This is a genomic window from Bosea sp. RAC05, assembly GCF_001713455.1.
Lineage (GTDB): Bacteria > Pseudomonadota > Alphaproteobacteria > Rhizobiales > Beijerinckiaceae > Allobosea.
This window is the reverse complement of the sequence record NZ_CP016464.1, coordinates 3,839,873-3,858,006: the sequence shown is the minus strand read 5'-3', so window position 1 is coordinate 3,858,006 and position 18,134 is coordinate 3,839,873. Positions and strand designations below refer to the sequence as shown.

Here is an 18,134-nt window from a genome sequence, read left to right as displayed (position 1 = left end):
AGCGGAAAGCGTCAGGCGCGGCCCGCGGCGCACAGGCCGTCCTGCCCGTCGGCGGAGGCGGGGCCTTGCCGATTGGCCCGATTAATGTAATAATATAACATAACAAATCTGTTCGGTGTCCCTTTCCGATGCGTCCCGGAGATGTCTTCTGCATGAACCGTCTATCCTTCGCCGCTGGCGCCGCGCTGGCCTGCTTATCCTGTGCGCTGGCCCAAGCCCATGATCACGCGGTTCTGCGCGGTCGTCTGATCTTCGCCGATCACGAGAAGCCGGTGGTTCGTGTCCTGGATCTCGATACCGGCGAGGTGACGCATGAATTCTCGGTGCCCAAGGCCAATCCCGGCTTTGCTGGGGTCGAAGGCGGGCGCCACATCGTCATCAAGACAGGAGACGAAGCGGGTTCGCTGCGCATTCTCGACACCGGATTGACCTACGAGCCCCATGGCGATCACGTCGATCTGAGCAAGGGCACGCCGCGTCTTCTCGATCTCGTCGTCACGGGCGAGCGGCCGGGGCATGTCGTGTCGGGCCAGGGGCAACTCGCCTTGTTCTATGACGGCATCCGCCCCTGGGAAGGCAAGAGCACGGCGAAGGCCGTGCTGATCTCGCTGCGAAGCCTCGACCAAGCCCGGCCGGCAGCGATCGAATGGCTCAGCCCGGGGCCGCAGCACGGCATCGCCGTCCCCCTCGGCAGGCAGCACTGGCTGATGTCGGTCCCCAATCCGGCTTATGTGAAGGGCGATGACCGCAGCGCATCCTCCCGACCCAACGGTTTCGAGATCCTGCGGGCCGACAAGGGCAAAGGCACCGGATGGACGCGGGTCGCCTCCTTCAACGATCCCACCAGGGCCGACGCGTCCTGCCAGCTCTATCACGGCCATGCAGCGGCCGGCGGCCGCTTCATCTTCGGCTGTGCCGAGGGCGAGACGGGTGGCATTCTGGTGCTGTCGCAGACCAAGGGCCGCTGGGGCGCCCGCAGGCTCGCCTATCCGGACGCGCGTCGCATCAGCGCGATCAAGGCACGTGACGGAGCCCGCTACATGGTGGCCAATTATGGTCTGAAGGCACCCTACGACGCTCTGCTGCGCGTCGATGCGACCGCGCCTGCGCTGACGACCGCGGATGTGCTGCCGGTGCCAGACGGACAGGGCGCCTGCCAGTTCGAGCTCGCGGGCGGCGGCAAGCGCGTCGCCAACCTGACCGCCGACGGTCAGCTGCGCATCTATGAGATGGCGCCGTCGTGGAAGGAGGTGGCCGCATTCGACGCCGTGCCGGCCTTCGACTGCGCTTACGGCGCGCGCACGCCAACCCCCAGTCTGGCGGTCATCGGCAGCAGCGCCTTCGTCAGCGATCCCATCCATGGCCGGATCCGCGAGTACCATCTCGATACGCTGAAGCAGGGGCTCGACATGCCGGTCGGCGGCCAGCCTGCCAATTTGGCCGGGAGCGACGCGGGCTGAACCCTTCAGGGCGGGCCAACGATCATCTCCACAGGTCGGCGAACCGCCGCGCGTGGCCCGAGGGGCGATGGTGGCGGTCTCGTCCGGAGAGAAGCGTACCGGCCGGGCGAGATGCAGTCGGCCTCGGCGAGTGCCTGGCCTTCCGAGACCCGATGGCGGCGCGGTCAGGCCCAAGCCGCGGCGGCGACGGGGGGCTCGCTCTGCGCGGCCGCCTCGAGCCACTCGTCGAACGCAGGCAGGGACATGGGCCGGCCGAAGTGGAAGCCTTGAAACCCGGTGCAGCCACAAGCTCGCATGATCCGCAGCTGTTCTTCCGTCTCGATCCCTTCGGCGAGAACGTCGAGGCCGAGATCGTGGCCGATCTGGACGATGGTCTTGGCCAGTGCGGCCGCGCGGCGGCTCTCCGCGACGCTGCGCACGAAGCTGCGGTCGACCTTGATCTGATTCAGGGGAAGCTGGCGCAGATAGCTCAGTGACGAATAGCCCGTGCCGAAATCATCGAGCGAGATGGCGAAGCCCGCGCGGCGCAGGAGCCCGAGCTTGGAGACGATGGCGTCGACGTCATGGACGAAGACGGTCTCGGTCAACTCGAGCTTCAGCAGGGCCGGGCTGATCCCGCTCTTGTCCACGGCCTGCAGCAGCGCGTCACAGAAGTCCGGCTGGATGAACTGGTCGGCCGCGACGTTGACCGACAGCGTCAGGTTTCGCCTGGCCGCATCCTCGCGCCAGGCGGCGAGCGTCCGGCAGGCCTCGGTGATGACCCAGCTGCCGAGCTGCGGCATCAGCCCCGCCCGTTCCGCCACGGGGATGAACTCCGATGGCGAGACCTCGCCTCGCCTGGGATGCGTCCAGCGCAGCAGCACCTCCGCCCCGAGCGCCCGGCCGGCTGCATCGACCTGCGGCTGATAGACGAGATGAAACTGCTGCTTCCAGAGCGCCTTCTGCAACTCCTTGGCTCGCTCTGCGTCCCTGGAGAAATCGACATGCATGGCGACGATGCAACCGCCGAGCATGCAGATCGCATACCCTGCATTGATCCATGTCCCGATGGCTCTGATGTCGTCGGACATCGGCATGGTGAACGGCACCGCGAGATGACGTGCGCTGAGGGTGACGAAGGCGGCCAGACTGAGCGCGATGAGCGGCACCTGGAGCCACGAGGGTTCCCGCCGGTAATTGATGAAGCCGACGATGGCGATGACGAGGAAATAGAGATGCGTCGTTCGCGGATAGGCCTCGTTCGGGACATCGAAGACCAAAGAGAAGCCGAACAGGAAGATGCCGCAGACGATCTGAGCCAGCATCAGACCGAGGGAGAACTGCCCGCCCCGGGCGATCAGCCAGCACGGGATGGAGGCCAGCCCCAGCGCCAGGAGGGCGAGCGCCGCCGGCCAGTTGGCCGCCAGCAGAAAGGCCGCGAGCCAGAGCAGGCCGAACGCCAGCGACAGCAGGCTGCCATAGATGCAAACCGCCATGAGATGGTCGGTTCGCAGAACCTTCAGGAGGCGGGTCTCTGGAGGTATCAACGCGTCGTTACCGGGCATCGTCTTACATCGTCGGTCGATGCGACTGCGGGGTGCCGGAGCCGCCAAAGGGGGCGGTCTGAGGGGCTTGGCGCCGGGCGAATCGCACATTCATCATCAGGTGGTGACAGGTCGCTTCACCGACCGGGCATCCGAACAAGTGAGCGCGAGCGGCTCTACTCGCAAAACGTGAATTTTCCATCTGGAGTTTATGGACATTCCATCTGGATCTTGTTGAGCATGGTAGCGGAGACGGCGAGCGGCCCGCGGCGAGGTCGCCTTGGCCTTGCGGCCATGCCGTAGGCGCGGCATGCGGGCTGGTCTATAGGCATCGGCCATGCCGTTTCGCCGTCTTCCGCGCCAGTCCCGCCAGCTCATGGCCTATGTCCTCGCCGGGGGCCTCACCGCGGTGGCGCATTACGGCGTGCTGATCGGTCTGGTCGAGCTCGCGCAGGTCGATCCGGTGCGGGCGACGCTGGCGGGCTTCGTGGTCGGTGCGGTCGTGTCCTATGTGCTCAACCGCTGGATGACCTTCGAGGCCACCCGCAGCCACGCCCAGGCCGGCTGGCGCTTCGGCCTGATCGCCGTCGGCGGGTTCGGGCTGACCTGGATGCTGATGCATCTGTTCGTGACGCGGCTGGGCCTGCCCTATCTGCCGATGCAGTTCGTCACCACGGGATTCGTGATGGTGTTCTCGTTCCTGGGGCACAAATTCTTTTCATTCGCCGATCGCGCCGGGTGAACCGCGCCGGCGTCGCAGGCCGCGCCCCGTAGAGGGCGCCGGGACCGGACCCACGCCCCGTCTGCCGGCGGAGCTCGGGCGGACAGGCCCTGCGAAAGCGCGTCTTCGGACATTCCCGAACATCACTTCAGGGCTGCCCACGCAACCGGGTCAACGCCGTCAGCCCGTGTCAGCGACCTGTAAGGTCAGCCCCATTAAGCGTTCGTCCTTCCGATGAATGTCCCCCCGCATCAACGGAACTCGACGTGCAGGGGCAGCACAGGGAGACGACTCCATGGATCGCAGAAAGTTTCTTTTCTCACTGGCCGCCTGTCCTGCTTGTGCCTCGGCCGCCATGGCTGAATCCGCCGCTCCGCATTGGGAGTATGAAGGCGAGCGCGGCGTGGCGAAGTGGGGAGAGCTGGACAGCCGGTTCAAGGCTTGCGCCGTCGGCAGCGAACAATCGCCGATCGATCTGACCCGCGGCATCCGCGCCAAGGTCGAGGACCTGTCGTTCAACTGGAAGCCACAGGCCTTCGACGTGATCAACAATGGTCACACGATCCAGGCGAACGTCCAGGATGGCAGCGCGCTGGCTATCGGCAAGACCACGTATGGCCTGAAGCAGTTCCACTTCCATACACCCAGCGAGCATGCGATCGGCGGCAAGCGCACCGCGATGGAAGCGCATTTCGTGCATGCGACGAACGATGGACGACTGGCCGTGGTCGGCGTGCTCATGATTGCCGGCGCCAAACACAAGGCGTTTTCGGAGATCATGCAGGTCGCCCCGAAGAAGGAGGGCGAAGCAAAGCTGAAGGCTGCGCTGGATCCGCGCAGCTTTCTGCCCAAGAGCCGTCATTTCTACCGCTACGAGGGCTCGCTCACGACACCGCCCTGTTCGGAAATTGTCGACTGGAACGTCTTTGAAAAGACGATCGAGGTGGCCGCGGCTGACATCGAAGCCTTCAGGGCTGTCTTCCCCATGAATGCGCGGCCTCTCCAGGAGATCAACCGCCGCTTCCTGCTCAGGGGGCTATAGACATCCACCGAGTATCGGCAGGAGAAAAGTCCCGGCTGGCCCGGGATTTTTCAATGCCCCGGGGATCGGACCAGTGCCGAACGCCATCATTGCGCGGCTGGCAGAACCAGGCTGGCGACGAGTCCGCCACGCTGGCCGTCGCGGGCGATGCGCAATTCGCCGCCATAGGCTTTTGCGAGTTCGCGCGTGATGCCGAGGCCGAAGCCGTGGCCCGGCACCTGCTCGTCGAGGCGGACGCCTGGGCGCATGGCGGCTTCGACGTCCGATGCGGCCATGCCGGGGCCGTCATCCGCCACCATGATCAGCACCGTGCCGTCCGGCGCGGACGACGCCTCGATATGAACAGCCGACTTCGCCCATTTGGCCGCATTCTCGATCAGGTTGCCGACCATCTCGAGAAGGTCGGTTTCATCGACCCGTGCCTTCAGCCCAGCAGGGAGCACGCTCTCAAAACAGATCGTGTCATGCGCGGCGAGGTGGCCCAGTGCGCGGCAGATGCGTTCGATGGCCGGCGCGATCTCGGAGGCCTGGGCCTGCCGGCGCGACTGGAGGTTCGCCCTGGCCCGAGCCAGTTCGCGCATGATCACGCCCTGCAGTCGCTCAACCTCACGGCCGATCTCGCTGGCGATATCTGATTCACCGCTGGCTTCGAGGGTCCGGACCTGCGCCGAGATCACCGCCAGCGGGGTCTTGAGCGCATGGGCCAAGTCGCCCGCGCGTGCCCGCGCGGCTTCGAGATCGGCATGGCGGGCCGCCAGCAGCGCGTTCGTCTCGGCGACCAGGGGCTTGATCTCTTCGGGATAATCGCCCTCGATCCGGCTTCTGGCGCCGGCCCTCACGTCAGCAAGCGCTGACTTCAACCTTTCGAGCGGACTGAGCCCAAAGCGCAAGAACAGCCAGGCCCCGCCGATCAGCGCGAGGCCGATGGCCATCAGCGACGGAATGAGGGCCTCGAAAAAGCCCAGTCTCGCTTCCAGCAGCTCGCTGTCGTCGAGGCCGACCACGAAGCGCACGGGAATCGCGCCGTCCACGCTGTCGATCATCGCCTGCCGCTCGACCGCGATCAGTTCCTGTCCGGACGGACCCGGCATGTAGCTCCAGGTGGTCGCGCCGGACCGCAGTGGTGTTGCAGACCACGGCAGTGCGGCGTTCCCGAGCGAGGGTGAACGCAGTTCGGCGCGGCCACCGCGGCCAAGCTGCCAGTAGAAGCCCCCATTCCGGCGCTCGAAACGTGGATCAGGCGGCTCACGGCCCAGTCTCAGCGTTCCAACCGCATCGAGCCGCAAGCCCTGCACCAGGAGGTCGACCTGATCGCCAAGATCGGCCACCACACGCGCCCTGACGGCCCGCTCGAAGACAAAGGTGAGCGCTACGCCTGCGAGCCCCAACGCCAGCGTCAGGGCCACCAATGCCGCCAGCAGCAGGCGTTTGCGCAATGAGCGCATCAACGTTGTGCGTCCTCGGCGACGATGACGTAGCCATGCCCCCGCCGCGTCTGGATGACATCCGATCCGAGTTTGCGCCGCAAGCGCGAGATGAGGACCTCCAGCGCATTGGAGTCGCGCTCGATGTCCTGATCGTAGATGTGCTCCGACAACTCGCTCTGCGATATGATGCGACCACGATGGTGCAGCATGTAAGCGACGAGCCTGTATTCCAGCGGCGTGACGGGGATTGCGGTGTTGCCCACCGAAACGGTGTGCAGCCGGGTGTCGACCTGGAGCGCACCATTCACCAGGAGCGGTGAGGCCTGGCCCACGGCACGGCGTGTGATGGCCCTGATCCGCGCCAGCAGTTCCTCCATGCGGAAAGGCTTGGCGAGATAATCATCTGCGCCCGCGTCGATGCCATCGACCTTGTCGATCCAGCCATCACGCGCCGTGAGCACGACAACCGGCATGCTGCGCCCCGCAGCGCGCCAGCGCCTGAGAACGGTCAGTCCGTCGATCAGCGGCAGGCCAAGGTCTAGCACCACGGCGTCAAACGTCTCGCTGTCGCCGCGAAACCAGCCGTCCTCGCCGTCCAGACAGTGTTTGGTGACGTAGCCCGCGCCCTCAAGGCCCTTGATGATGTCTTTGGCGATACGGCGCTCATCTTCGATCACCAAAATGCGCAAGGTGCATGTCTCCTTCGGCTGCATGCATGTTGACGTGGCGGCCCCGGAAATCCCGGCTCGGCTCGTCTGAACCGTTGGCGAACGGCCGCTCAGTGGATTGCGGCCCTGATGATGCCGCAACCGGGATTGGCTGCAGCGCATTGACGCCCGATGCAGAAGGCCGGGTATCGACCGAGCGAAGCGCGCGCGTCGGACACATGTCCCCGCGCCAGCTCCACCCGGAATGACATTCCGGCCGACTTTGTCGAAGCAGTCAGCTACAATAGTTCGGGTGATCTCGGCCAGACCCGGGGTATGAATTTCGCCCGGTCTTAGCCTGCCTTGCGCCCCACCAGCGTCAGGCGGTGCGGATTGTGGCCGAAGTTCTTCGCTGCCGTTACGTCCTCGAAGCCCGCTGCCGCGATCAGGCCGGTGATGTCGTCGATGCGGTAGGTCGAGAGGCCGTATTGGGCCCTGAGCTTGCGGTAGTCCGAGAAGGCGGTGCGGACGAGCCCGGCCAGCGCCGCCGTGAGGAACCCGCCGCGCCAGGCGAAGGCCAGCAGCTGCGAAGCGTCGGTCAGCGGGCTTACATCGGGCGGGATGATGTCGGCGACAACGAGCCTGCCGCCGGGCCTAAGCTTGCCGCGCCAGGTGGCGAGCAGGGCGACCAGTTCGTCGCGCGAGAGGTATTGGATCAGCGAATTGGCGACGACGAGATCGAGCGTCTCGTCGGGCAGCGCCTCGACCTCCTCCGGCGAGACCACGGCGACATTCGTCTTGCCGCCCAGCATGGCGCGCAGCTTGTCGCGGACGCTGGGGGCGGCCTCGCAGAGATAGAGCTTGCCGCAATGGCCGGCGACGCGGCCGGCGTCGAGCGCCTCGCCGCAGCCATGGTCGAGCACGACAGCGTCGGGCGCCGGGATATGGCCGATCAGGTCAGTCGCGATCTGGCGGTAATGGAGGGCCTTGTGGCGCGGCGAGACATAGATCGCGTGGTCGCCGTTCCAGAAATCGCGCCAGGACATGCTTCGTCGTTCCGCCGGGATGCGCGGTTGCCTCCGCGCGGGTGGCGAGCACTATGCCGCCGGCGACCCGCTTAGCAAGCGCAAGGACGCTTCAGAGCGGCGCGACGATGCGCTCCTCATGGGCCTGGATGAAGGTCAGCGCGGCGCCACGAAACATCGTCCAGGCGGGGACCGCACGGCCGCTGACCTGGCCGCGCACATCGTGGCGCAGGAGCTCCGGATCGGTGTCTTCACCCGGCAGGATGCCATCGGGATCGATCCGCGCGGAGCGGCAGAGCGCGCGTGCGATGCGGTTGATGCGGTCGTCGTCCATCATGGTCCCGTCACGCGGCAAAGGCGTCCTCGAGCCGTGGAACGCGCATGGTCGTCTCGGGTTCCCCGAGGCGTCCCGATCCTGCGAGGCGTGCGAGCGAGCGGTCATGGCACGAGGCTCAGCCGGCATCGGCATCGGCCGCGAAGCGGATGCCGATCTCGCCGCGCTGGATCCAGACGATGGTGGCGCGCTTCGAGACCGCCATCACCTCGTCCTGGAGATGCAGTTCGAGCGGCAGCGGGCGGTCGCTCTGCGGTTTCAGCCGCGCGCCCGTCGCCGAGAGATCGAGGATGCGGCATTCGACGAGGAAGCGCTGCGAGCGGTCGAACAGCTTCGCCATCCTCAGATGCGAGCGCCAGCGCTTCGAAAACCGCTTGTCCATGCCGTATCGTCCGCTCCCCGCCATCCTCGGGAGGCATGATCCGCAACCAGGATGGAGTGGGGCTGACGTTGCTGTTGTGTTGCCGGAGGTTTCGCCGAATGCTTCGACATGCTCTAAATCGCAGTAGGGTGAGGGCTGCGAATGTTGTTGCTACCGCGTTTGCTGAAGAATTTCGTCAGGATGGGGCGCCTGACGGTGATCACGCCGGATGGACGAAACCATGTCTTCGGGCCGGGGCCGGGCGACATCCGCTTCGCCGGCGTGGTCAAGACGGCGCCTGCGGTGACGGTGCGCTTCCATGACGACCGGATCGAGCGCGAGCTCTTCCTCAATCCGGAACTCGCCCTCGCCGAAGGCTACATGGACGGGCGGATCGACTTCGAGGAGGGCTCGATCCACGATCTGCTGACGCTGTTCTGGCTGCAGCGCAAGGAGCTGCGCAAGCATCCGATCCAGAAGCTGATCCGCTCGGTGCGCTTCAAGATCCGGCGGTTCCGGATGCACAACCCGCTCGGCGTCGCCGGCAAGAAGGTCAAGCACCACTACGACATCCCGACCGACTTCTATCGGCTCTGGCTCGACGAGACGATGACCTATTCCTGCGCCTACTGGCACTCGCCGGAGGTCGGGCTGGAGAATGCGCAAAAGGCGAAGCTGCGCCACATCGCCGCCAAGTTGAAGATCGAGCCGGGGATGACCGTCCTCGATATCGGCTCGGGCTGGGGGGAGCTGGCGATCTATCTGGCGAAGGCCTGCGGCGCGAAGGTCACCGGCCTCAACGTCTCGCCCGACCAGATGGCGGCCGCCCAGAAGCGCGCCGATGCCGCGGGCGTCGGCGACGCCGTGACCTTCGTCAACAAGGACTATCGCGAGCTTGGCGGGACCTTCGACCGCGTCGTCTCCGTCGGCATGATGGAGCATGTCGGCGTCGCGCATTATCTCGAATACTTCGAAAAGATCCGCGACCTGCTGACGACGGACGGGATCGCGCTGGTCCATTGCATCGGCCGCGTCGGCCCGCCGGGCTTCACGGGTCCGTTCTTCGACAAGTACATCTTCCCCGGCGGCTATGCGCCGGCGCTGTCGGAGGTGTTCGCGGCGGTGGAGCAGACCGGGCTCTGGCATTCCGACTGCGAGTTCTGGCGGCGGCACTATCACTGGACGCTGGAGGCCTGGCGCGAGCGCTTCATGGCGCAGCGGCCGCAGGTGGTCGCGATGCTGGGCGAGCGCTTCGCGCGGATGTGGGAGTTCTATCTCTGCGCCTGCTCGATCTCTTTCGACATCGGCGGCGACATGGTCTTCCAGCTCCTGCTCGGCCCGCACAAAAGCGCCGTGCCGGTGATCCGGGACTATATCCAGGACGACGAGAAGGCGCTGGCGGCGCGGGGGTTTTGAACGGCGCTCAGGTGTCGCCAGCAAAATCCAGCACGATCAGCGCCTCGTCGACGAAGACTCCGTCGACCCGCAGCGCCTTGTCTTCCAGCCCGTATTGCCGGAAGCCGAGGCTCTCATAGAGCCGCAGCGCCGGCGTATTGGCGACGCCCACGCCCGCCTGCAGCAGCACGACATGGGCGCGCGCATGGTCGATGACGGCCGCCACCAGCCTGCGGCCCAGCGCACGGCCGCGATGGGCGGGCGAGACATGGACGCCGACGAGCAGGCCCTTGTGGCGGGATTTCGCGGAGCGGTCCGGCACGATGAAGCCGGCGGTGCCAACGAGATCGTCTCCGGCAAAGGCGCCGAAGACGCAGTTCAGCGGGCCGCCATCGAGGCGCCTAGCGGTCATATCCAGGCTGCGGGCCACCTCGTCCTCATAGCTCGCACCGAAGGCCTCGGGGTGGTCGCGCAGGGCCTGCAGGCGGAGCGTGCGATAGGCGCCGGCATCGTCGGGGCGGAGAAGGCGGATGATGGGCGCGTCCATGCCTCATCCCATCACGGCGAGCGTCGTCGCGGCAAGGCGCTGTGCCTCAGCCCCGGCTGTGGCGCGGGCGGGCGATTTCGCCTGTGACCGAGGCGCGGCCCATTTCGAAGCTGTCGGCGATGCGGCGGGCGCGGATGATGAACTCATTGGCGACGTCCGGCTCACCGCAGATTTCCGCCGCCGTCTCCTCGAACAGGCTGAGCCAGCGGTCGAAATGCTGCGGTTCCAGCGGCAGGATCAGATGCGGACGCATGGGCCGGCCGTGATAACGCCCGGTGCGCAGCATCACCGAACTCCAGAAATCGGCGATGTTGGCGATGTGCTCGTCCCAGTCCGCGACGGCACCCATGAAGATCGGGCCGATCACGGCGTCCTCGCGGGCCTTCGCGTAGAAGCGCGCGACCAGTGTCGCGATCATCGCCTCGGTGATGGCGGGGTGGGCGGCGCCGGGCCGGGTGAGGGGATTGTCGGTCATGGATGGGGGGCTCGCGGCTGATCGTCAGGCCGGGTGTTTAGCGTGTCGGGCCGACCCGCCCCTTGATCTGGATCGCGTCGTCATCCCGCGACGCTTCTGCCCCAAGGCAGACCGTCATTGCGAGCGAAGCGAAGCCATCCAGAGGACGTCGAGCGCTGCCGCTCCTGGATTGCTTCGTCGCTGACGCTCTTCGCAATGACAGAGGGCAAGAGCATCCAGAGCACAGCCTTGCCCGCCGACGTCGTTAGCTCCGCAGGCCCGGCGCTTCCTGGCCGGTGCGGGCGACGTATTCGGTGTAGCCGCCGCCATAGGCATGGACGCCGTCCGGCGTCAGCTCCAGCGTGCGGTTGGAGAGCGCGGCGAGGAAGTGCCGGTCGTGGCTGACGAAGAGCATCGTGCCCTCGTACTGCGCCAGCGCATTGATCAGCATTTCCTTGGTCGCGATGTCCAAATGGTTGGTCGGCTCGTCCAGCACGAGGAAATTCGGCGGGTCGTAGAGCATCAGCGCCATCACGAGGCGGGCCTTCTCGCCGCCCGACAGCACGCGGCAACGCTTCTCGACATCGTCACCCGAGAAGCCGAAGCAGCCCGCGAGCGCGCGCAGCGAACCCTGGCCGGCCTGGGGGAAGCGGTCCTCCAGCGACTGGAAGATGGTGCGGTCGCCGTCCAGCACCTCCATGGCGTGCTGGGCGAAATAGCCGAGCTTGATCGAGCCGCCGAGCGCGACGCTGCCGGAATCGGGCTCGGTCGAGCCGGTGACCAGCTTCAGCAGCGTCGACTTGCCGGCGCCGTTGACGCCCATCACGCACCAGCGCTCCCTGCGGCGGATCTGGAAGTCGAGCGCCTCGTAGATGGTGCGGCTGCCATAGCGCTTGTCGACGCCCTTGAGCGTGACGACGTCCTCGCCCGAGCGCGGGGCGGGCGGGAAATCGAAGGAGACGGTCTGGCGGCGCTTGGGCGGCTCGACCTTCTCGATCTTGTCGAGCTTCTTCACTCGGCTCTGGACCTGGGCGGCGTGCGAGGCGCGCGCCTTGAAACGCTCGATGAAGGCGACCTCCTTGGCGAGCATGGCCTGCTGGCGCTCGAACTGCGCCTGCTGCTGCTTCTCGGCGAGCGCGCGCTGCTGCTGGTAGAACTCGTAATCGCCGGAATAGGAGGTCAGCGCGCCGGCATCGATCTCGACGATCTTGCCGACGATGCGGTTCATGAACTCGCGGTCGTGCGAGGTCATCAGCAGCGCGCCCTCATAGCCCTTGAGGAAGGATTCCAGCCAGATCAGGCTTTCCAGATCGAGATGGTTGGAGGGCTCGTCGAGCAGCATCGCGTCGGGGCGCATCAGCAGGATGCGGGCGAGCGCGACGCGCATCTTCCAGCCGCCCGAGAGCGCGCCGACATCGCCCTCCATCATCTCCTGGCTAAAGCCGAGGCCGTCGAGAACCTCGCGGGCGCGGCCGTCGAGCGCATAGCCGTCGAGCTCCTCGAAGCGCCCCTGGACCTCGCCATAGCGGGTGATGATCTCGTCCATCTCGTCGGCACGGTCGGGATCGCCCATCGCGGTCTCGAGTTCGCGCAATTCGGCCGCCACGGCGCTGACCGGGCCGGCGCCCTCCATCACGGCGGCGACCGCGCTCATGCCCTGCATCTCGCCGACATCCTGGCTGAAATAGCCGATGGTGATGCCGCGATCGACCTGGACCATGCCCTCGTCGGGCTGCTCCTGACCGGTGATCATCCGGAACAGGGTGGTCTTGCCGGCGCCGTTGGGGCCGACGAGGCCGACCTTCTCGCCCTTCAAGAGCGAGGCGGAGGCCTCGATGAAGACGATCTGCTGACCGTTCTGCTTGCCGATGTTTTCGAGGCGGATCATGTTTTCGCGTGACGCTCAGTGATGATATTGCGCTGCAATAGGGCAGGATGGCCCGGTGCGGAAGAGCCGGGTTCCGGTTCATCGCTGCAGGCGGATGCAGGATCGGGTTGATCGGGCCGTTCCAGCGCCTGGGTCAGCGCCTGGGCATGGGCGAAGAATCGCTCCCGCACGGCGCGCGCATGCGGGTTGGCCCGCTCGATCGCCAGGAAGACGCCGGGCGCGTCGTGGCGCACCATCTCGGTCGCCTGCATCAGCAGTTCGAAGCTGCGCGTCGTCATCCGGCGCGGAACGGGCTCCATCCGGACGAGGATCTTGGCGACGAGATGGGTCAGGCCCTGGACGAGCGCCATGTCGCGGTCATGCGCGTCCGGCGTGGTCAGGATCACGTCGAGGGCGAAGGTCCGGCGCAGGAAGGCGGCGATGCGCCCGGTGCTGCGGCCGCGGATCGGGCAGAGCGCGATCTTCAAGCCGGCCAGCCCGTCGCGCGCGCTCTGCGGGCCAAAGAGCGGATGTGTGCCGATGATCTCGACATGCTCCGGCAGTCCCTCCAGCAGCAGGCGGGCGGGCTCGATCTTCACCGAGCCGACATCGAGCACGACGGTTCCGGCGCGCAGATGCGGGCGCAGGCTGGCGATCGCCTGCGCCATCGCGTCGACCGGGACGGCGAGCACGACGATGTCGCAGGCCGCCACGGCGGCGACGTCCCCCGGCACGAGCCCCTGGCCCGAAGGATCGGGCTGCGGTGGCCGGGCGGGATCGCAGACGACGAGGCGAAGATGCGGCTGGAGGCGACGTGCCATCAGCTGCCCGAAGGCGCCGAAGCCGAGCAGGCCGAGGGAGGAAAAGGATTTGCGCTGGCGTGGCATGGTCGGGTTCCCTGGAGGGGGCCGCGATGCCGGGTGACTGCCTGAGTTCAACCGCCAGCGCGGCGGTTGAAGCATGAGAATGCGACCCGCCTTATGAGGACGGGGCGTAATAGGTCCGGGCGAGGCAGGTCGCTGGGGTCATGAGCCGCTTCAAGCGCAGGCGGCAGGGGCTGTCAACCCGGATGCAGCCAAGCGCAGGTCCGGGTTGATGGCGGAGGTTGAGGAGATTGACGACGGCAGCCTCAGGCCGCCGTCTTGGCCTTCTCGGCGTCCATCATCTCGACGAAGCGCTTGAACAGATAGTGGCTGTCCTGCGGGCCGGGCGAGGCTTCCGGGTGGTGCTGGACGCTGAAGGCCGGGCGGTCGGTCAGGGCGAAGCCGCTGTTGGAGCCGTCGAAGAGCGAGACATGGGTCTCGACCGCATGGGCTGGCAACGAGGCGGGATCGACCGCGAAGCCGTGATTCATCGAGACGATCTCGACCTTGCCGGTGGTCTTGTCCTGCACCGGGTGGTTGGCGCCGTGATGGCCCTGCTTCATCTTCATGGTCTGGCCGCCGACGGCGAGCGCCAGCATCTGATGGCCGAGGCAGATGCCGAAGGTCGGGACCTTCTTCTCCAGCAGCTCCCGGATCACCGGGACGGCGTATTGCCCGGTCGCGGCCGGGTCACCCGGGCCGTTGGAGAGGAAGATGCCGTCCGGCTTCAGCGCCAGGATCTCCTGCGCCGAGGCGGTCGAGGGCACGACGGTGACGTCGCAGCCGGCCTTGGAGAGCAGGCGCAGGATGTTGCGCTTCACGCCGTAGTCGATGGCGACGACCTTGTGGGCGGCGCCGTTGCGCTTGCCGTAGCCGGCGGGCCACTGCCAAGGCGTCTCGTCCCATTCATAGCGCTGGGCGGAGGTGACCATCGGCACGAGGTCGAGGCCCGCCATGTCCGGCAGTTCGGCGGCCAGCTTCTTCAGGCGCGGAATGTCGAAGACGCCATCGGGCGCGTGGGCCAGGATCGCGTTGGGCATGCCGTTGTCGCGGATCAGGGCGGTCAGCGCGCGGGTGTCGACGCCGCAGATGCCGACGATGTTGCGGGCCTTGAGCCAGGCGTCGAAATGGCGGCTGGCGCGCCAGTTCGAGGGCTCGGTGATGGCGGCATGGAGCACGATCCCGCGCACGCCCGAGGCGGCGGCGGCATTCACCGTCTCGATGTCCTCGTCGTTGACGCCGACATTGCCGATATGGGGGAAGGTGAAGGTGACGATCTGCCCGGCATAGGAGGGGTCGGTCAGGATTTCCTGATAGCCCGTCATCGCCGTGTTGAAGCAGACTTCGCCGGGCGCCTCGCCGGTGGCGCCGAGGCCGAAGCCCTCCAGCACCGTGCCGTCGGCAAGGACCAGCAAGGCGGTCGCGCGCGGTTCGCTCCAGCCGCTCGTGGCGGGGTTTCCTTCGTGTGCGGTCATGTCTATGTCTCGGTCCAGGCCGCGAGAGCGCGGCAATGCATGGGCGGCAGGGGCTCGACCTCGCCGTCGTCTGGAGCGCGAGCCTTAAAGACGCGCTCCCATGCCGTCAATCGATGCGGGTGCACTGCCCGCTGCACAACGAAGGAATACCCGCATGACCAGCCTGCGCGAGCGCTTCACGGCCGATCTCAAGGAAGCGATGAAGGCCGGGGACAAGGGCAAGGTCTCGACCATCCGGATGATCACCTCGGCGCTGAAGGACAAGGACATCGAGGCGCGCGGCCTCGGCAAGGGCGAAACCACGCCCGACGAATTGCTCGCCCTGCTGCAGAAGATGATCAAGCAGCGCCAGGAATCGATCGCGATCTACGAGGCCAATGGCCGCCCCGAACTCGCCGCCGGCGAGACGGCGGAGGTCGAGGTCATCGCCTCCTACATGCCCCGGCAGATGTCGGACGACGAGGTCAAGGCCGCGATCGCCGACGCCGTGACCGAGAGCGGCGCGGCGTCGGTCGAGGACATGGGCAAGGTCATCGCGATCCTGCGCGCCAAATTCGCCGGCCAGATGGATTTCGGCAAGGCGAGCGGGTTGGTGAAGGCCGCGCTGGCGGGGTGAGGCCTGGTTGGCGCGATCGCGCCACATCGGCGGATGAGTTTTCCGGCAGAGGAGCGATCCGATGCCGCGACCCCGATTCCGTCTCGCGGCGGCCCTGCTGATGCCGTGCGGCGGCGTGGAGCGGCGAGGGCGGTCGTCGTGGCCAGGCGGCGGGCCGCTGCCGTCTCGATGCGTGCCGGCGCCGCGGAGGCGCCAGGAGAGGATCCGCCGCGCTGCCGCTCGACGCGGCTTGTGGATAGCCGGGGCAAGCGTGCGGGGATCACGATCTGTTCTTGGCTTGTGCTGCGAGAGGGGCCACATAAGAAGCGATGAAGTTCCCGCCCTCCCTTCTGGAAGAGATCAAGGCGCGGCTGCCGGTCTCGGCGGTGGTGGGCAAGCGTGTGCGCCTGGCCAAGGCCGGCCGCGAATGGAAAGGGCTGTCGCCCTTCAACGCCGAGAAGACGCCGTCCTTCTTCGTCAACGACCACAAGGCCTCGTTCTTCGATTTCTCGTCGGGCAAGAACGGCGACATCTTCAAATTCGTGATGGAGACGGAAGGTCTGTCCTTCCCCGAGGCCGTCGAGAAGCTGGCGGCCGAAGCCGGCGTGACGCTGCCGAAGATCACGCAGGAAGCGCAGGTTCAGGAGGAGCGGCGCAAGGGCCTGCATGAGGTCGTCGAACTGGCGGCGCGCTTCTTCGAGGTCGAGCTGATGGGCGACCGCGGCGGTCAGGCACGGCGCTATCTCGCCTCGCGCGGGCTCGATGGCGAGGCGCGGACGCGCTTCCGCCTCGGCTACGGGCCGGCGGAGCGGTTTGCGCTGCGCGACCATCTCGCGGGGAAGGGCGTGTCTGCCGAGCTGATGATGGAGGCGGGGCTGCTCGTGCATGGCGAGGAGATCGCCGTGCCCTATGACCGCTTCCGCGACCGCATCATGTTCCCGATCCATGATTCGCGGGGACGCGTCGTCGCCTTCGGCGGGCGGGCGATGAGCGCGGAGGTCTCGGCGAAATATCTGAACTCGCCGGAGACGCCGCTCTTTCACAAGGGCTCGCTGCTGTTCAACCACCACAATGCCCGCAAGGCCGCCCACGACACCGGGCAGGCGATCGTGGTCGAGGGCTATGTCGACGTCATCGCCATGGCGCTCGCCGGCTTCCCGCAGACGGTCGCCCCGCTCGGCACCGCCCTGACCGAGGACCAGCTCACGCTGCTCTGGCGCATGGCCGACGAGCCGGTGATCTGCCTCGACGGCGACAAGGCCGGCCGCAAGGCGGCGAGCCGCGCGATCGACCTCGCCTTGCCGCTGCTGGAGCCCGGCAAGTCGCTCTCCTTCGCGCTGCTGCCGGAGGGGCAGGACCCCGACGATCTCGCCCGCTCCGGCGGCAAGGCCGCGATCGCCGATGTTCTGGCTGAGGCGCGACCGCTGGTCGACATGCTCTGGACGCGGGAGGTCGAGGCCGGGCCGCTCGACACGCCCGAACGCCGCGCCGCCTTCGAGCGGAGGCTGAAGGAGCCGCTCGGGCAGATCCGCGACGAGACGACGCGCAAGCATTACCGCCGCGAGATGGACGAGCGGCTGGGCCAGCTCTTCGCCAGCGCGGCCCCGGCGCGGGCCGAGCGGCGCGAGGGCGGCTACCCGCGCGGGCGCGGGCAGGGGGGCGGCGCGGTGCGCGGCGGCCGCGGCGGATTCCCGCAGGTCTCGCCCTGGTCGGTCGGGCCGCTCAAGGCGTCGAGCCAGCTGACGCGGACCAAGATCATGGCGCGGGGCCGCGGCGAGGACACCCGTGAGGCCTTCATTCTGCTCGCGCTCGCCAGCCATCCGGCGCTGATTCTGCGCTGCGCCGACGAGATCGCCGATCTGTCGCTCGACGGCCCTGCCGCCGAGCGCTTCCGCCAGGCCCTGCTCGACGCCGCGATGGAGGGCGTGCTCGACGAGGAGGCGCTGGCGACCCGCCTGCAACAGCCGCGCGTGCAGGAGGCGCAGGCGCAGCTGATGGCGGTGACGGGCCCGGCCGAGCGGCTGAAACTGGCGCAAGCCGCTGATCCGGAATCGGTTTTCGACTCGATTCGTCAGGCTATCGTCTTGCATCATCGCGCGCGGACGCTACATAGCGAGTTGAAGGCAGCCGAGCGCGCATTGGCTGACGAAGCGACCGAAGCCAATTTCGCCTGGATCAAGGACGTCAAGGCTCGCCTCGAGACGATCGAGGGGACTGAAGCGATGTCCGAGGATTGAGCGGGTTCCAAGGGTCCTTCCGGTCAGGTCTGCGTGTCGGCGGGGTTTGGTTTACGGTTCATCAAGGATGAGCGGTGCCATCTCGCCTGTGTGATTTGGGTGGGGTGAGCGCGCCGGACCTGCGGCCGCGCCGCCCTTTTATGCGTCCGCAAATGGCTTCT

General features: G+C 66.9%; 17 protein-coding genes. 6 read left to right on the top strand and 11 right to left on the bottom strand.

The features are described 5' to 3' along the window. Window positions 1–152: 152 nt before the first annotated feature. On the top strand, window positions 153–1,460 hold the full coding sequence (locus tag BSY19_RS21740; RefSeq protein WP_069055971.1) for a hypothetical protein: 1,308 nt from the start codon (window positions 153–155) through the stop codon (window positions 1,458–1,460). A gap of 164 nt (window positions 1,461–1,624) precedes the next feature. Here the strand turns inward: BSY19_RS21740 and BSY19_RS21735 are convergent, their stop codons facing one another. Beyond that, entirely contained in the window at window positions 1,625–3,094 is a 1,470-nt protein-coding gene (locus BSY19_RS21735; protein ID WP_150129689.1) for a putative bifunctional diguanylate cyclase/phosphodiesterase, read from the bottom strand. A 226-nt stretch (window positions 3,095–3,320) separates the two neighbouring features. On the opposite strand from BSY19_RS21735, the gene BSY19_RS21730 reads away from it, so the two are divergent. Then, window positions 3,321–3,725 carry a GtrA family protein gene (locus tag BSY19_RS21730; protein ID WP_069055969.1) on the top strand — a complete coding sequence of 135 codons (405 nt, stop codon included), beginning with the start codon at window positions 3,321–3,323 and terminating at the stop codon, window positions 3,723–3,725. 274 nt (window positions 3,726–3,999) lie between these two features. Beyond that, window positions 4,000–4,746 (top strand): carbonic anhydrase, encoded by a 747-nt coding sequence (locus BSY19_RS21725; RefSeq protein ID WP_069055968.1) that lies wholly within the window; start codon window positions 4,000–4,002, stop codon window positions 4,744–4,746. Between the two features lie 86 nt (window positions 4,747–4,832). On the opposite strand, the gene BSY19_RS21720 is transcribed toward BSY19_RS21725, so the two are convergent. From BSY19_RS21720 to BSY19_RS21700, 5 genes are all read right to left on the bottom strand, one after another. After that, window positions 4,833–6,191, bottom strand: coding sequence for a sensor histidine kinase (locus BSY19_RS21720; protein ID WP_069055967.1), 1,359 nt, complete (start codon window positions 6,189–6,191; stop codon window positions 4,833–4,835). Then, a complete protein-coding gene (locus BSY19_RS21715; RefSeq protein ID WP_069055966.1) occupies window positions 6,191–6,862 on the bottom strand; it encodes a response regulator transcription factor in 672 nt (223 codons plus the stop codon). The genes BSY19_RS21720 and BSY19_RS21715 overlap by 1 nt, the downstream gene beginning before the upstream one ends. Window positions 6,863–7,173: 311 nt before the next feature. After that, window positions 7,174–7,866, bottom strand: coding sequence for a class I SAM-dependent methyltransferase (locus tag BSY19_RS21710; RefSeq protein WP_069055965.1), 693 nt, complete (start codon window positions 7,864–7,866; stop codon window positions 7,174–7,176). Window positions 7,867–7,957: 91 nt separating this feature from the next. Continuing rightward, window positions 7,958–8,182: a hypothetical protein gene (locus BSY19_RS21705; RefSeq protein WP_069055964.1), complete on the bottom strand. Its 225-nt coding sequence runs from the start codon at window positions 8,180–8,182 to the stop codon at window positions 7,958–7,960. Window positions 8,183–8,297: 115 nt separating this feature from the next. Then, window positions 8,298–8,561 carry a PilZ domain-containing protein gene (locus BSY19_RS21700; protein ID WP_069055963.1) on the bottom strand — a complete coding sequence of 88 codons (264 nt, stop codon included), beginning with the start codon at window positions 8,559–8,561 and terminating at the stop codon, window positions 8,298–8,300. A gap of 180 nt (window positions 8,562–8,741) precedes the next feature. Between BSY19_RS21700 and BSY19_RS21695 the strand changes: the two genes are divergently transcribed. Further along, entirely contained in the window at window positions 8,742–9,956 is a 1,215-nt protein-coding gene (locus BSY19_RS21695) for a cyclopropane-fatty-acyl-phospholipid synthase family protein (RefSeq protein WP_335622310.1), read from the top strand. Window positions 9,957–9,963: 7 nt separating this feature from the next. Here the strand turns inward: BSY19_RS21695 and BSY19_RS21690 are convergent, their stop codons facing one another. The 5 genes from BSY19_RS21690 to carA form a co-directional block, all read right to left on the bottom strand. Further along, window positions 9,964–10,482 carry a GNAT family N-acetyltransferase gene (locus BSY19_RS21690; RefSeq protein WP_069055961.1) on the bottom strand — a complete coding sequence of 173 codons (519 nt, stop codon included), beginning with the start codon at window positions 10,480–10,482 and terminating at the stop codon, window positions 9,964–9,966. Between the two features lie 46 nt (window positions 10,483–10,528). Next, window positions 10,529–10,957, bottom strand: a complete 429-nt coding sequence (locus BSY19_RS21685) for a group III truncated hemoglobin (RefSeq protein WP_069055960.1) — start codon at window positions 10,955–10,957, stop codon at window positions 10,529–10,531. Window positions 10,958–11,201: 244 nt separating this feature from the next. Continuing rightward, window positions 11,202–12,824, bottom strand: a complete 1,623-nt coding sequence (locus tag BSY19_RS21680; protein WP_069055959.1) for an ABC-F family ATP-binding cassette domain-containing protein — start codon at window positions 12,822–12,824, stop codon at window positions 11,202–11,204. Next, entirely contained in the window at window positions 12,821–13,690 is an 870-nt protein-coding gene (locus BSY19_RS21675; protein WP_069055958.1) for a prephenate dehydrogenase, read from the bottom strand. The genes BSY19_RS21680 and BSY19_RS21675 overlap by 4 nt, the downstream gene beginning before the upstream one ends. A 242-nt stretch (window positions 13,691–13,932) precedes the next feature. Continuing rightward, window positions 13,933–15,141: a glutamine-hydrolyzing carbamoyl-phosphate synthase small subunit gene (gene carA, locus BSY19_RS21670; RefSeq protein WP_069055957.1), complete on the bottom strand. Its 1,209-nt coding sequence runs from the start codon at window positions 15,139–15,141 to the stop codon at window positions 13,933–13,935. 154 nt (window positions 15,142–15,295) lie between these two features. Here carA and BSY19_RS21665 point away from each other — a divergent pair, with 154 nt between their 5' ends. Continuing rightward, a complete protein-coding gene (locus BSY19_RS21665) occupies window positions 15,296–15,757 on the top strand; it encodes a GatB/YqeY domain-containing protein (protein WP_069055956.1) in 462 nt (153 codons plus the stop codon). 308 nt (window positions 15,758–16,065) lie between these two features. Continuing rightward, window positions 16,066–17,973: a DNA primase gene (dnaG, locus tag BSY19_RS21660; protein ID WP_069055955.1), complete on the top strand. Its 1,908-nt coding sequence runs from the start codon at window positions 16,066–16,068 to the stop codon at window positions 17,971–17,973. The last annotated feature ends 161 nt before the right edge of the window (window positions 17,974–18,134 follow it).

Coding starts and splice junctions, on each gene's coding strand:
- BSY19_RS21740 (WP_069055971.1), top strand. CDS start 153: ATGAACCGTCTATCCTTCGCCGCTGGCGCCGCGCTGGCCTGCTTATCC.
- BSY19_RS21735 (WP_150129689.1), bottom strand. CDS start 3,094: ATGTGCGATTCGCCCGGCGCCAAGCCCCTCAGACCGCCCCCTTTGGCG.
- BSY19_RS21730 (WP_069055969.1), top strand. CDS start 3,321: ATGCCGTTTCGCCGTCTTCCGCGCCAGTCCCGCCAGCTCATGGCCTAT.
- BSY19_RS21725 (WP_069055968.1), top strand. CDS start 4,000: ATGGATCGCAGAAAGTTTCTTTTCTCACTGGCCGCCTGTCCTGCTTGT.
- BSY19_RS21720 (WP_069055967.1), bottom strand. CDS start 6,191: ATGCGCTCATTGCGCAAACGCCTGCTGCTGGCGGCATTGGTGGCCCTG.
- BSY19_RS21710 (WP_069055965.1), bottom strand. CDS start 7,866: ATGTCCTGGCGCGATTTCTGGAACGGCGACCACGCGATCTATGTCTCG.
- BSY19_RS21705 (WP_069055964.1), bottom strand. CDS start 8,182: ATGATGGACGACGACCGCATCAACCGCATCGCACGCGCGCTCTGCCGC.
- BSY19_RS21700 (WP_069055963.1), bottom strand. CDS start 8,561: ATGGACAAGCGGTTTTCGAAGCGCTGGCGCTCGCATCTGAGGATGGCG.
- BSY19_RS21695 (WP_335622310.1), top strand. CDS start 8,742: ATGGGGCGCCTGACGGTGATCACGCCGGATGGACGAAACCATGTCTTC.
- BSY19_RS21690 (WP_069055961.1), bottom strand. CDS start 10,482: ATGGACGCGCCCATCATCCGCCTTCTCCGCCCCGACGATGCCGGCGCC.
- BSY19_RS21685 (WP_069055960.1), bottom strand. CDS start 10,957: ATGACCGACAATCCCCTCACCCGGCCCGGCGCCGCCCACCCCGCCATC.
- BSY19_RS21680 (WP_069055959.1), bottom strand. CDS start 12,824: ATGATCCGCCTCGAAAACATCGGCAAGCAGAACGGTCAGCAGATCGTC.
- BSY19_RS21675 (WP_069055958.1), bottom strand. CDS start 13,690: ATGCCACGCCAGCGCAAATCCTTTTCCTCCCTCGGCCTGCTCGGCTTC.
- carA (WP_069055957.1), bottom strand. CDS start 15,141: ATGACCGCACACGAAGGAAACCCCGCCACGAGCGGCTGGAGCGAACCG.
- BSY19_RS21665 (WP_069055956.1), top strand. CDS start 15,296: ATGACCAGCCTGCGCGAGCGCTTCACGGCCGATCTCAAGGAAGCGATG.
- dnaG (WP_069055955.1), top strand. CDS start 16,066: ATGAAGTTCCCGCCCTCCCTTCTGGAAGAGATCAAGGCGCGGCTGCCG.